At 69.7% G+C, this 13,380-nt stretch carries 10 protein-coding genes; 8 read left to right on the forward strand and 2 right to left on the reverse strand.

Features of this window, described 5'->3' with window-relative positions; translation table 11 throughout:
• Positions 1-468 precede the first annotated feature (468 nt).
• Positions 469-1,515 (reverse strand): hypothetical protein, encoded by a 1,047-nt coding sequence (locus KLI87_RS39285; protein WP_214621052.1) that lies wholly within the window; start codon positions 1,513-1,515, stop codon positions 469-471.
• 13 nt (positions 1,516-1,528) lie between these two features.
• Here KLI87_RS39285 and KLI87_RS39290 point away from each other — a divergent pair, with 13 nt between their 5' ends.
• A complete protein-coding gene (locus tag KLI87_RS39290; RefSeq protein ID WP_214621053.1) occupies positions 1,529-1,930 on the forward strand; it encodes a hypothetical protein in 402 nt (133 codons plus the stop codon).
• Positions 1,931-2,686: 756 nt separating this feature from the next.
• Positions 2,687-4,861: a molybdopterin-dependent oxidoreductase gene (locus KLI87_RS39295; protein ID WP_214621054.1), complete on the forward strand. Its 2,175-nt coding sequence runs from the start codon at positions 2,687-2,689 to the stop codon at positions 4,859-4,861.
• Positions 4,862-5,341: 480 nt separating this feature from the next.
• Here the strand turns inward: KLI87_RS39295 and KLI87_RS39300 are convergent, their stop codons facing one another.
• Positions 5,342-5,968 carry a TetR/AcrR family transcriptional regulator gene (locus tag KLI87_RS39300; RefSeq protein WP_308166569.1) on the reverse strand — a complete coding sequence of 209 codons (627 nt, stop codon included), beginning with the start codon at positions 5,966-5,968 and terminating at the stop codon, positions 5,342-5,344.
• 103 nt (positions 5,969-6,071) lie between these two features.
• Between KLI87_RS39300 and KLI87_RS39305 the strand changes: the two genes are divergently transcribed.
• The 6 genes from KLI87_RS39305 to KLI87_RS39330 all read left to right on the forward strand — a co-directional run bounded on the left by KLI87_RS39305 (position 6,072) and on the right by KLI87_RS39330 (position 13,332).
• Positions 6,072-7,226 carry an NAD(P)/FAD-dependent oxidoreductase gene (locus KLI87_RS39305; protein WP_214621055.1) on the forward strand — a complete coding sequence of 385 codons (1,155 nt, stop codon included), beginning with the start codon at positions 6,072-6,074 and terminating at the stop codon, positions 7,224-7,226.
• 323 nt (positions 7,227-7,549) lie between these two features.
• Positions 7,550-8,986, forward strand: a complete 1,437-nt coding sequence (locus tag KLI87_RS39310) for a DUF1990 family protein (RefSeq protein WP_214621056.1) — start codon at positions 7,550-7,552, stop codon at positions 8,984-8,986.
• Positions 8,983-9,669: a DUF1990 family protein gene (locus tag KLI87_RS39315; protein WP_214621057.1), complete on the forward strand. Its 687-nt coding sequence runs from the start codon at positions 8,983-8,985 to the stop codon at positions 9,667-9,669. The genes KLI87_RS39310 and KLI87_RS39315 overlap by 4 nt, the downstream gene beginning before the upstream one ends.
• Before the next feature lie 90 nt (positions 9,670-9,759).
• The gene (locus tag KLI87_RS39320; protein WP_214621058.1) at positions 9,760-10,296 is read left to right on the forward strand and encodes a hypothetical protein; all 537 of its coding nucleotides are present in this window, start codon (positions 9,760-9,762) and stop codon (positions 10,294-10,296) included.
• A gap of 1,231 nt (positions 10,297-11,527) precedes the next feature.
• Positions 11,528-11,986: an excalibur calcium-binding domain-containing protein gene (locus KLI87_RS39325; RefSeq protein WP_214621059.1), complete on the forward strand. Its 459-nt coding sequence runs from the start codon at positions 11,528-11,530 to the stop codon at positions 11,984-11,986.
• Between the two features lie 620 nt (positions 11,987-12,606).
• Positions 12,607-13,332: a hypothetical protein gene (locus KLI87_RS39330; RefSeq protein WP_156222449.1), complete on the forward strand. Its 726-nt coding sequence runs from the start codon at positions 12,607-12,609 to the stop codon at positions 13,330-13,332.
• Positions 13,333-13,380: the final 48 nt, after the last annotated feature.

The following is a 13,380-nucleotide window of genomic DNA, read 5'->3' on the forward strand; positions in this document are numbered from 1 at the left end:
CTGCTCCTCTATCGCCCGCACTCGTTCTCGTAGGTTCGCGCCCCTGTGGTGGGCGCCTGGGAAGGCGCCCACCACGAAGGCCAGCAGACGCCACCGAACGGGCCGTCGAATCCCCTTGCAGGCGCGTTATGTCAATGTGGCCTTGCGCCGCGCAGCAACTGCGGCACACCCACACGACGAGCCCGGAAAGAACGCGAACGCCTATCGGTCTAGCGACCGACCGGCCTGCATAGAAGATTCGGTGCAGGAACCGAGGGGTCCGGGCTGAACTCCAAAGCAAGATGGGTGCGGTTCCTTTACGGGGAGGACGCGGCGGTCGGTCCCTGTTCCGAACCCGTGCGTCACCTGCGCGGAGCGGCAGGACGACGGGCCTAAGGTTTGCCGGTGCGCGATTTTCCGCATCCCAGCCCAGCAAAAGCGCGCAGAGGTACTGCACCCGAATGCGCTCGTGTCGCTGGTAGCGGGTAGTCAGGCTGACTTGCCGCGGTGGACGCACATGGCCTGGGCTTTGGTCTTGCCGTCCTCGCCGGTGTAGCTGCCGTAGACCACGGCGGGGGCGGTGGCGCTGTCGTGGCCGGGCATTTCGGTGCCTGCGGGGAATTTCTGGCGGTGCTTCAGACCGCCTGGGGCGTAGGTGGTGGCCCACATCAGTTTGTCCTTTTTGCTGCTGTCGTCACTGCGGTACACAAGGAGCAGCTCGTGGCCGGTGTTGTTGTCGGTGGAGACGTAGCCGATCGCCGGGGTGTGGTCGGTGGAGTGGGTGGCGTTGTTGTTGCCCGTGCAGGCCCACCCCCAGGTGGTCTTGCCGGGTGCCAGGTGGAATCCGGTGATGCAGTGGCCTCCGGCGCTGGCGTCGGCGAGGGTGATGAGGTTGGAGGCGTCCACGGCCATGGACACCCCGCTGCCACAGGAGACCTGGGACGGGATCCTCTGGGGTTTGCTCCAGGTGAGGTTGTGGCCTTTGGCCAGGTCCGCCTCGCTCCAGTACGGGGAGCACAGGTCGCTGTAGTCGTTGACCGAGACGCACACCAGCCGGTTGCCGGCCACGGCCACCGCCGGGATGCCCCGGCACAAGTCGGGGATCTCCTTGGGAGTACTCCAGTTGCCGCCGGTGCCGTGCCCGGAGCGGGCGGTCCAGCACTGCTTGCCGGCCTTGACGAACACCACGATCACCCCGAGCGTGGGGTGCCAGGTGACCGCGGGCGGATAGCTGGTGGTGCAGTCGGCGGGGAGTTGGCTGTCCAGAGTCCATTTGCCGTCGTGGTAGACGGTCAGGTAGAGCTTCTCATCGCCTTTGTCGCCGCGGTGTACGCAGTAGAAGGAGCCGTTGCGGTCGGTGGCCAACGCCGGGGCCAGCAGGCTTTTGTGGCCGGGGATGACGCGGTCCTCGCTCCACCCGCTCTGGCCGGGTTCCCACACCGTCCACCGCAGCGCGGTGTCGCCGGGGTCGGGCGGCTTGGGCGGCGGGTCCCCTTCCCCGTCGTACCAGACGGTGGGCACCAGCGCGCCCGGCACCAGCCAAGGGGAGGTGAACCGGATCCCGGATCCCGGTTCCCTTGTCGATCGCCTGGACCCACACCTTCCGGATCAGAATGTAGAGCTCGATCAGGTTGGCGGCCTTCTTGTTCTTCCCGGCGGCCTTCTTGGCGTCCTTGACGAACTCCTCGCTGTTGTCGAGGAGCTTTTTGACGGCGTGGCGGTTCAGCAGCAGGTGGAACCCCCACCACCGGGGGTCGAAGGTCACCTTCGATTCCCCGGACACCACCTGGGTGGCCTGCCCGGACTCCAGCGCCCGCTCCAACTCGGCGAGCTCGCGGTCGAAATCAGTGAGTTGCGTGGCCATGATGCGGCCTTCTCTCCTGTCGGTTCCGGTAGGGACCGGAAGCGCAGAACACGCGGCGGTGTCGCCCAGCGGTGTTTCTCGGTGTGACTCGGCGCCGCCACGGCCGTCCTCGCCAGGACGAGCGCCGGGGCGAATCCCGGAGGGGGCGGTGGAGCCGGGAGCGCCTGGCGTGTCCTGTGCTCCGGCACACCTCCCCTACCCGTCCTCACCAGGCGAAAGGTCACCCGAACGGTAAAACACCCACCAGGTCACGCCAATCGCGCGGACCTGAGGCCCCGTCCAGGACGTGGGTCCGGGCCGGAACGTCGGCCGGCCATCAGTCGGGCCGATGAGTGCACGTCCCTGCCGTCGCGGCGGATCGACGAACCAGCCGGTCACCGGCTTCCGCAGCGATAGGTGAAGACCGCCGTCGCATGGCCGACCGCGCACACGATCTGATACCCCCTTGCCCGGCGAGAGTTCCACGCTGGACACGAGCTGGCTGTGTCGGGGGTCACCAACCGCCAATCACCTCGGGTGCCGTTTAGGACGTGTCGTACGCAGCAAGTCCTTCCCGGCCGCGCGGAGTATCCAGAGTGCCGGCATTTCGACTTCATATAGACGACCTCGGCAAGGTTGTGCCGCCCTCTTCCCTTCGGATTTCTTCATTCGCTTTTTGCGGCCCCTGACGCGGTCGTCCCGGACGGTCGGTCGCCCCGCGCAGGCTGCCGTCCGCATGTCCGGAGGGAGATCCGGCAGCGCATTCCGGAGGATGCCGCACGCGCGGCGCCTCTGGAGGCTGGACGCATGGCGCGCGCCTGCGAGCGCTCGGCGTGCCCTATCCCTCGACCTTCGGGAGTGCCGATGAGAACCGCCCTCCGAACGTGCCCGATCTGCGACGCCGTCTGCGGTCTGCGCCTGACCCTGGACGACGGCGGACACGTGCTGTCGGTCAAGGGGGACGCCGACGATCCCTTCTCCGGTGGCTACGTGTGCCCCAAGGGCGCCAGCCTCGGGCGGTTGGACGAGGACCCCGACCGGCTCAGGGCGCCCATGATCCGCGAGGGGGAGCACTGGCGCGAAGCGAGCTGGGAGGAGGCGTTCCAGGCCGTCGAACGCGGCCTGACCGGCGTCATCGAGGCGCACGGCCGTGAGGCGGTGGCCGCCTATTTCGGCAACCCCACGTTCCACACCATGGGCGGGATCTTCTACCGCGGCCCGCTGGCCGAGGCGCTCGGCACCACCAACCTCTACAGCGCCAGCACGATCGACCAGATACCCAAGCACGTCGCGGTCGGCCTGATGTTCGGCAACTCGCTGGCGATCTCGGTGCCCGACCTGGACCGCACCGACTTCCTGCTCGTGATCGGCGCGAACCCGGTCGAGTCGCACGGGTCGCTGTGCGCGGCGCCCGACTTCCCGGGCCGCCTGCGCGCTCTGCGCAAGCGCGGAGGCAGGCTGGTGGTGGTCGACCCGCGGCGCACCCGCACCGCCGGACTCGCCGACGAGCACCTGTTCGTCCGGCCGGGCACCGACGCGAGCCTGCTGTTCGGCATCGTCCACACACTCCTGGCCGAGAACCTGAGCAAGGTCAGGGTTCCCGTGTCGGGCCTGGAGGAGCTGCGGGAGTTGGCGGCGCCGTTCGGGCCGGAGGCAGTGGCGCCGCTCTGCGGGGTGCCCGCCGAGACGATCGTCCGGCTGGCCCGGGACCTGGCCGCCGCCGAGACCGCCGCCGTCTACACCAGGGTCGGCACCTGCACCGCGGACTTCGGCACCGTGACCCAATGGCTGGTCGACGTCATCAACGTGCTGACCGGCAACATGGACCGGCCCGGCGGCGTGATGTTCACCCGGCCCGCCACCATGGGGGTCCCTTGGGGGCCCAAGCCCTTCACCTCGGGACGCTGGCACAGCCGGGTGCGCGGCCTGCCGGAGGTGCTCGGCGAGCTGCCGGTCGGCACGCTCGCCGACGAGATCGAGACGCCCGGGGAGGGGCAGGTCAAGGCGCTGGTGACGGTCGCGGGGAACCTGGTCCTGTCGGCGCCGAACGGGCCGCGGCTGGGCCGGGCGATGCGCGACCTGGAGTTCATGGTCTGCGTGGACCCCTACCTCAACGAGACGACCCGGCTGGCCGACGTCATCCTGCCGCCCCCGCGCATGCTCCAGATGCCGCACTACGACCTGCTCCTGCTGATGGTCACGGTGCGCAACTACACGCGGTTCTCCCCGCCGGTCCTGCCGCTGGAGCCCGGACAGCTCTCCGAGGCCGAGATCATGGCCAGGCTGATCCTCATCGCCTCGGGCAAGGGCGCGCACGCCGATCCCCGCGAGCTCGACGAAATGATCCTCGGGGAACTGCTGGGCGCGGGCGTCCAGATCCCCGGGTCGCCGTTCGAAGGCCAGGACGTCGCCACGGCGCGCGCCGCGCTGGAGGGCGACAGCGGGCCGGAGCTGATGCTGGACGCCCTGCTCAGGCTCGGCCCCTACGGCCTCACGCTGTCCGACCTGCGGGCCAACCCGCACGGCATCGACCTCGGTGCCCTCGAACCACGGCTGCCGGAGATCGTCTGCACCGACGACGGCCGGGTCCGGCTCGCGCCCGCCGAACTCGCGGACGAGGTCGGACGGCTGCGGCGCAAGCTGTCGGAGGCACCGGCCGACACCCTGCTCATCGGGCGGCGGCAGCTGCGCTCCAACAACAGCTGGCTGCACAACGTCCCGTCCCTGGTGGGCGGCAGCAACCAGTGCACGCTGCACGTCAACCCGGCCGATGTCGCCCGGCTCGACCTGCGCGGCACCGTCCTGGTCCGTTCGGCGGTCGGCGAGGTCGTGGTGCCGGTCGAGCCCACCGAGGCGATCATGCCGGGGGTCGTGAGCCTGCCGCACGGCTGGGGCCACGCCGGGTCGGCGCAGCGGGTCGCCTCACAGCACGCCGGAGCCAACGCGAACGCGCTGACCGACAACGCCGTGCTCGACGCGATGTCCGGCAACGCGGTCTTCAACGGCATCCCGGTCACGCTCGTGCCGGTCGAGGAGTGATTCGCCCGCTCGGGGTGGCCGCCGGTCAATCCCGCTGTGCTCACGAATCGCACGGCGCAGGCTGGAGGGGGCGTTGGCGGGTCGTCCGCGGTCTCTCGATCAGCGTCCCGCACTGGGCTCGCCGGGAAGCCGCACAGCGGTCGCTCCGGGCGATCGCGCTCGTCCGCGCGACAGCCCCCTGCCGTTCGTGACCTGCCTCCAAGCTCTGGGCAGGCGAAGCGCCGCCGATCGGTCAAGGTTTCCAGGGACCCGCTCTGCTCGCCCCGAGGGCAAGCGATCACCACAAGGGCTACCGAGATCGGGAGGCCGCGACGGAGAGGGCCGGCCAAGGGGCCACGACGGGCTGCGGTGCGGGCTGATGTGGGGCGAGGATCTCCAGCGCAGACGTGATCTACCTCCTTGCGGGCACCAGGCATGACGGCCGGCCTGGACGCCTGACAAGGGTCCAGGGGCAAGGAGCAGCGCGGACGCCTGGGAGTTTCAGGCGCCGGGGTCCGTCGGGCCTGCGAGGCCGTGGAGGAGCAGGTCGGTCAGGGTTTCGATGATCTCCTCGTCGGTGGCGTCAGGGCCGTCGGCGCCGGCGGTGAGGACGGAGTAGCCGAACATCGAGAGCATCGCGCCGATGGCGGCGGCCACCAGCGCGGGGTCGCCGGGGAGCGGGTGGCCCTCATCGCGGAGCCATTCGAGGTGGTCGCGGAAGACGTCGGTCTCGGCGACCAGAGTCGTCCAGGCGCGTCCGGACGAGGGGCCCTCGGCCATGAGCGCCTGGAGCCGGGCGGCGATCACCGGGAGGTGCTCCCGGTAGGCGCGCCAGGCGACCGCCAGGTGCCACCGCAGTTGGGCTCTGTCGGACAGGTCGTGGTCGCGGGGGTGTGCTGAGGCCGCGACCTCCGCGTCCGCCTGCTCCTCAAGGTCGGCCATGAGGGCCTGGAGCAGCTCCTCCTTGTCGGCGAAATGGTCGTAGAACGAGCCGGTGGCGCGGCCGGCCGCGGCCGTGATGTCGGTGATCTTGGTGTTCAGGTAGCCGCGCTCCATGAACAGCCGCCGCGCGGCCTCCTTGAGGGCGGCCCGGGTCTCGGCCGCCTTCGCCTTCCGTATGCCGCTCACGGGGCACCTTCCAGGTTCGGGTTGACAGCAGTCGCAGTATCCCAGAAGACTGAACCACCATTCGCCGAACACAAGTTCGGTGAACGTTGATTCAGGAGGGGCTTTGCGAGTCATCGTGATCGGTGGCGGGGTCGCCGGAGCGGCCGGCGCCCTCGCGCTGCGGCGTATCGGGGCCGAGGTGACGGTGTACGAGGCGTATGCCGACCCGGCGGGAGAGGTGGGTTCGTTCCTGAGCCTGGCGTCCAACGGACTGCGGGGCCTGGACGCGCTCGGCTGCCTGGAGGCGGTGCGGCGAGCGGGTTTCGCCGTGCCCCGCCAGCGGCTGTGGGCCGAAACGGGCAGGCTGCTGGGCGACACGCCGCGCGGACGGTTGGCCGACGACCCCCTCATGAGCGTCACGCTGATGCGCGGACGGCTGGTGGAGGCGCTGCGCGAGCGGGCCGTCCAGGCGGGTGCGCACCTCGTGACCGGGCAACGCCTGGTGGACGCGGTCACCGAAGGCACAGCGGTTCGGGCGGAGTTCGACAGCGGCCTCACCGCCGAGGCGGACCTGCTGGTGGGGGCGGACGGGATCTGGTCGGCGACCCGGCGGATCCTCGACCCCACGGCGCCGGAGCCCCGGTACGCGGGGCTCTACTCGGCATCCGGGGTCTCCCACGGCGTCGGCGTGGAGCCCGGCGCGTTCAACATGGTCTTCGGCCGCAACGGTGCCTTCATCTACCTCGCCGCGCCGGACGGCGCGGTCTGGTGGGCGGCGCAGCCCGCCTCTCCACGACAGCCGGACCCCGCCTCGATCGACCTGGACGTGATCAAACGGCTCTACCGCCGTGAGCGGATGCCCGCCGCCGTTCTCGCGGCGGCCACGCGATGGCACCGCCCCACCCTGATGCACGTACTCGACGAGGTCCCGGTCTGGCGCACCGACCGAGCCGTGCTCGCCGGCGACGCCGGCCACCCGGTCGGCGCCGGACAGGGCGCGTCCATGGCGATCGAGGACGCCATCGTCCTGGCCCGAGCGCTCCAGGAGACCGACGTCCCCGCCGCCCTGGCCGTCTACGAGCGGAAGCGGCGGGCACGCATCGCCAAGATGGTGAAATCAGCCAGCACCAACCGCGACGCCAAGACCGCCGGAGCCATCACCCGCCGAGCCCGCAACCTCATCATGCCCGTGGCGACGAGACTCTTCTACGAACGCGGCACCTCCTGGCTGTACACCCACGACGTGACCGAGGGCTGGCAGCAGGGTGTGCCGACCTGAACGTGAACGTCCAGGTACATCAAGCTGTGCGGCCCCCGACCCGGAGCTGCTCCGCGTCCGAAGACGGTGGCCGTGCTGGGCTGGCTGCGGAATCGACCGACGACCGTCGTGAACGAACGTGACGCCTGCCTGCCCGTTGCCGTCTCTGACGAAGATCTTGGCTTCGGGCCGGGTGAGTGTGGGTCCGCGGTCGCCCTCCTTCTCCCGGGGACGTGACCGGTTTGGGCTAGTTGGCGAGGGTATGGCGGAGCGCGCGGACGGAAGGTGACGGGATCACACGGCGAGCATCGGGGGAAGTCGTGCGAGTACGTTGGCGGCGGCGCGTGCGTGCGTTGCGCTGGCCCGCGGGGATGGGCATCGCGGTGTGGCGTTGGCTGCGGCGCTTTCGCCAGGTGAGGCGGCGGCGACTCCGCTCGGGGATACTGTCGGAGGCCGAGGGGATTCCGCATCGAGACGGAGCACGGACGCAGTCTGCGCGGCAGGGCGTCGGACTCACCTACCAGCGGCGTTACCTCGTCCAGATCTCCGGCAGTTCCATCACCGCCGCCCAGTTGGTCCAACGGCTGGGGAGTGACCTCAACGCCGCCTCGCCGGTGGAGATCGCCGTCTTCGACAAGACCTCGGGAACCCCCCAGCGGTTGGAAGTCGGAGACGAGTACGTGGTCCATATGCCGGGGCCTTGGGACTGCCCGGTCAGGGTGGTGGAGCAGACGCCGGTGTCGTTCCGGTTCGCCACGCTGCGCGGCCATATGGAGGCCGGTGAGATCGAGTTCCGGGTCGAGGAGACCGGCGAGGGCGACCTGGTGTTCACCATCGAGTCCTGGGCGCGTAGCGGCGACCGGCTGGCGGACCTCCTCTACGAGAAGGTGGGCATCGCGAAGGAAATGCAGTCACATATGTGGACGCATTTCTGCATGCGGGTCGCCGAGATCGCGGGAGGCCAGGTGGTCGGTGACGTCGAGGTCCAGACAGAACGAACCGACATGTTCAAGTCCAGGACGGGAAGACAGTCGATCACCCGCGCGGTGGACGTCGCGTTCGCACGGAGTTTCGCCTTGGCCGCGCGCTGGCGCAACCGGCCCCTGCACCCCAGGGGCCTGGTCTTCGATGCCCGTTTCTGCCTGCACGGCACCTCCCAGCACCGGGGAGTGCCATTCCTGGACGACCGCACCGAGATCCACGGGAGGGCCCGCCTTTCCCGCGCGGCGGGGCTGCCGTCCTCGCTGCCGGATGTGTTGGGCCTGGCGCTGCGATGGCCCCAGCCGCAGGACGACGCCGAAGCCCCTGCCCCCGCCGAGTTGCTGCTGGCTACGACCGGGCTCACCCTGCTCGGTCGCCACCTGCTACGGCCGACGACCAGATGGAGTCCCGCGTTCTACGGCTCGCTACTGGCGTACCGGGTCGGTGACCGTCGCGTTCTGCTGGGCGCGGTCGCCCGTCGGACGCGCACCGTCCCAGCCGATCTCGCGACCCTCGCGCGGGCCGTGGAGGAGCAGCCGCTGCTCCTGGACCTGGTGGTGGCGACCGAATTCGGGCCGTGGGAGCCATTCGGCGAACTATGGCTCTCGGGGCCGGCGCGCAGCGACGACCTCGAACCGATGCGATTCAATCCCGCTCGCCATCCGATACAGGAACTGCATCCGGAGGGACTGTTCCAGCGGGTGCGCGACTCCAGTTACGCCGCCGTCCAGCGCGTCGCCCACCGTGACTCCGATTCACACCCCAGTGCCGATCACCGGCCGGAAAGGCCATCCTCATGACACGAAAGGAGCGCGCCCGGCAGCGCATGAGCCGGCGTCACGCCGACCTGCACCGGTGCCGCCTCAACTTCGATCCTCGGGAACACGATATGAGGACCCCGGAACCGGGGTGGCACCTCGATGACTACCGGCAGCAGCTGCCCCCGGAGCCGCCAGGGCCCCCGATCCCCGAAGGAAGCTGGGAAATCGCCCGCCGCCTCGTACAGAACTACCAATACGCCGATCCCGGCATCATCCGGGAGATCTGCCGTTCAGGCCCGCCTGAGCCGGGCCGGGACATGCTGCTCCAGGCCCGGTTCTACGGACTGCGTTTCTACCTCGGTCTACGCGTCGGCGATGTCATCGACGCGACGATCGAGCGGGACGGACGGCAGGTACGAGTGTGGGGCTGGAACTACCAGACCCTGGAGGGGCACCTCGAACGGGGCCAGATGGACCAGGAGGTGCGCAAGTGGCTCGACACCGGGGAAGTGGAATTCCACATCCACGTGTTCTCGCAAGCCGCGTCCACCCCCCATCCGATCGTCCGTTTCGGGTTCTTGTTCTTCGGTCGGTATATGCAACTGAAGTTCTACAAGCGGGCATGCCGCCGTATGAAGGAGCTGACCATGGCCGCGCTCGCCGCCCGGCATCGGGCTCTGCGGGAGAACTCCGACCAGCGGGCGACGCGCGAGGGCGCCTGATCGTCCGGCGATCCGGTGCGGCCGCGGGTCGGCGCACGACGAGTTTGCCGTGGTGCCGTTTGCTCGGCTGCCTCCGGGTATCGCCCACGGATGGAAGAAACCCGCTCTCGGCAGCTTCTGGGCATCTATCTGAACGACCATCTGGCAGCGGCGGCGGGCGGTGTGGGCCTGGCCCGCAGGCTCGCGCGGGGACGTCGCGGCTCGGACGACGCCGACCGGCTCCGCCGGCTGGCCGACGACATCGCCGCGGACCGGGGCGCCCTACTGGCGATCCTCAAGGCGCTCGGGCTGCCGATCCGCGGCTACAAGAGCCTGGCGGTGTGGACCGCCGAGAAGGCTGGACGGCTCAAACTCAACGGCGGCCTGCTCCAGCGCTCCCCGCTGAGCGACGTTGTGGAGCTTGAAGCCCTGACCCTCGCGGTCCACGGCAAGCGGGCCGGATGGCGGACTCTGCTCGCCGTCGCCGAACAGGAACCGGCACTCGACACCGAGCATCTGCGAAAGCTGCAGGCGCGCGCGGACGAGCAGCTCGCCGTCCTGGAGCCGCTCCGGACCGCGGCGGCTGACAACGTGTTCCGCCAGGCGCGGTCCGCGGACTCCACCACCCCTCGACCGCAGGCCGACTGAGGACGGAGCAACCTCCGCCGCCTGCGCCTAGTTGGCGGGTGCGGGCGCTCCTGGGAGCAGGCCGACCGTGAAGACAATGGCTCCGGGGGGCAGCGGGCCTTCGGCGGTGCCATCGTCCAGGCGGTGGTCGTCGAGCTCGGTCGAGGTTCCCTAGGTCGCCTCACCGAACCGCTCGCAGGCCAGCACGATGCCCGCTAAGCCTTGATGGCTGCCGCATGAAGTGGGTCGACGGGCTCCCTGCCAGCCCCTCACTCCCTACGGCGCTCCGCCCGCGCTGGGGGCTCGTAGCTGGGCGGGGTGGCGGTATGTGGTGGCGCTCCTGCCCGCTGGCGCCCAGTTCCTCAACCTCCTGCATCCGGCAACCACCAGGGCTGGGACGTCGCGGTGGCCGCGATCGCTACCCTCACCGGCTGGCTGACCGCCGCGGGCTTCAGCGCCCTCGTGTGGGAGCCGCCCCACTCCGCCCATCCCCCGACACCAGCGAGGCGTAGTGGCCAGTGCCGTCACCGGTGCCACGGCCGCCGCGACCACGCCCGGTTTCCCGCGGCCTGCTCTACCGCTCCGGTGGCTTCCGCGGCGGCTCGGGTGGCCGGGCGCAGGTGCGCATCGCGCACGGATGGCAGTGCTGCTGCGTTGCGCCGGGCCAGCGCGGCTTGGCGGCAAGGGCGAATGCCGCTGCCGCGCACGGCGTGGACTCCGCATTCATCGACGACCAGAACGCTGAGTTGCAGGCCGCGACGCAGCGCGCGGCGGGCCTCCCCGAAGGCGTCAGCTTTCGGTCGTCTCCTGGTACGGCCACTCGCAGCACGCCGAATTGGTACTTCGACAGGTAGGCGACAAAGCCATCCAAGGCAATCCGATGGACTGCTTCGCGAGCGGAGAAGGCTGATCTTCAACCGCCACCGAACAGGCCGCTAGGCGAGAACGCAATGCGAAGATCGCTCCATCCGCGGCGCGAAGGGGCGATTCTAGTCGCAAATAGGATGGCACTACCCAAAATCAGGCCCCTGTCCACCACAGGCCAAACCGCCGTCAATCTTCGGCGGCGCCAACCAGCCGACCCGAGCGCACAGAACCCTGCGGACCTGCGAGAACAACGGGCGGAGCGGCCCACTTTCCCCAGTCGTTCAGCCAGGGCCTCGGCGTTGAGCTCGCCCGAAGCTCACGAACCGTAACCCGTGCCGCCAAATTGCGCGTCTCACCCCCAAACCGTTTATGTCAGGAGACGCGCATGTACCACCCCGGCCCTCCTCCGCAGGGAGGCCAGAAGTCGAAAGTCGGGCGCAACCTCGCCGGTTGCGGATGCGGTCTCATCCTCTGCCTCGTCCTCCTTGGAGGCTGTCTGGCGGCGCTGGACTCCGGTGACTCCACTACCGCGTCGTCCACATCCTCGACCTCGCCAAGCCCCACAACGCCCTCGACGGAGCCGGACGAAACCGGCACGAGTGCGACGCCTCTTCCCACGCCGAGCGTCACCCGATCGCCCAGAAGGACGAAGCGCCCGGCGGTGTCTCGTAAACCGACGCCGCGTCCCCGCAAGCGAACCGTTCGCAAGCCTCCGGAGCCGGCCCCGGTGTACTACAGGAACTGCGCTGCCGTCCGGGCGGCCGGAAAAGCCCCCATACATCAGGGCGAACCGGGCTATGCACGTCATCTCGACCGGGACGGCGACGGCGTCGGCTGCGAGTGATCCCTCAGGATCGCGTTGGATCGACTGTCACCATTGTTCAACGCTGCGTAGCCGAATTGACTACGATCGGCATTCTGACGGCGACCAACGCGATCCCCGGGGCGAAGATGAACCGTTTCCTGGCAGATCCCAGTCCCGCCGACGTGATCGGCGGCGTCCTCCGCGGCACATGCGGAGTGCTGGGTTGTACGGCGGTGGCCGGCGCCATCCTCCTCGGCGCCGCACCGTCGGCGGACGCGGCTCCGGCCGATCCGGATTCACGGCGCTCGATACCGACCATCTGCCGCCCCCCGACAGACATCACCGACTGGTATGCGGCACGGATGTGCAAGGAGAGATGGCTGCCAATGTACGAAGAACCCCGAAAAAGGAACCACGGGCGGAGGCGTGACGGCAACTCGACCAGGCGGACGAATCGCGCGAATCGGGAGCGGACTCCGAAACGCGACCGGCGTCCTCCCTCGTCGAAGACCCCGGACAAGCCGAGCCCCCGCCCGGCGACGCCGGAGCGTCCCCCCACCGCCTCCCCCTCACCGGCGACCGGCGGCACCCCGGAACTTCCCAGCTTCCATGAACAGGCCAGGAGCGAGGAGTCGCGGTCAAGGTCACTGCAACCGATCTTGCTGCTGGGCCTCCTCGTCCCGATCGCCGCGGCGTTCTGCTACCCGTTCCGGCATCGCATCTCCGCCGTTGCCGCCGGGACGCTGACGGCCGCCGTTCCGATGGACGGCGGCGAATCAGCGGAGGACGTCGTCCACCTCACCTACCGGCCGCCCCTCGACCCGTTCGCCGTGCCCGCCCTGGGGCTCTCGGGACCGGGCGCGGTCGCGACCGCGCGCGTCCTCGCCCTCACCGCGCTCGACCAGCACGGCGACACCTCCCTCACCGTGATCCCCCGCTCCGCCGCGACGGCTCTGTTCGGACTGGCCGAGGACGAGCTCCTGGACGAGTCCGCGGCGGGGCTGTTCATCCCCGGCAACCTCGACGCGGCGCTGGCCTATCTGGAGACGGAACTCTCCATTCGCCGCACCACCGGTGTCACGGACGCACGGCGCCTGCTCCTGGTGGCCGACTGCGAGGACGAGTGCGAGCGGATCAGCAGACTCCTCGCCCACTACCCGGGGGAGATCTCCACGATCCTCCTCGGCAACTGGGCGGGCGAGCGCATCGTCGTCGACGACGACGGCCTGTTCAGTCCGTCGCCCGGCCTCACGAACCACTTTCCGGACCGGCTGCCGGCCATGTCCCGGACCGAGGCACGCGACCGCCTTCTCGCCGCCCTTGAGAACCACGACCATGAGCGAAGGCGCCCGTCGGGACGCCGCAACGGACCCAAGCGCACCTGATCTCGATGCCCCCCATCGCCCTACGAGGTCCCCCCTGGAACCCCCACG

Origin of the sequence: Actinomadura sp. NEAU-AAG7, from assembly GCF_018603865.1 — a bacterium.
GTDB lineage: Bacteria > Actinomycetota > Actinomycetes > Streptosporangiales > Streptosporangiaceae > Spirillospora > Spirillospora litoris.

Coding starts and splice junctions, on each gene's coding strand:
- KLI87_RS39315 (WP_214621057.1), top strand. CDS start 8,983: ATGACACGAAAGGAGCGCGCCCGGCAGCGCATGAGCCGGCGTCACGCC.
- KLI87_RS39295 (WP_214621054.1), top strand. CDS start 2,687: ATGAGAACCGCCCTCCGAACGTGCCCGATCTGCGACGCCGTCTGCGGT.
- KLI87_RS39320 (WP_214621058.1), top strand. CDS start 9,760: ATGGAAGAAACCCGCTCTCGGCAGCTTCTGGGCATCTATCTGAACGAC.
- KLI87_RS39325 (WP_214621059.1), top strand. CDS start 11,528: ATGTACCACCCCGGCCCTCCTCCGCAGGGAGGCCAGAAGTCGAAAGTC.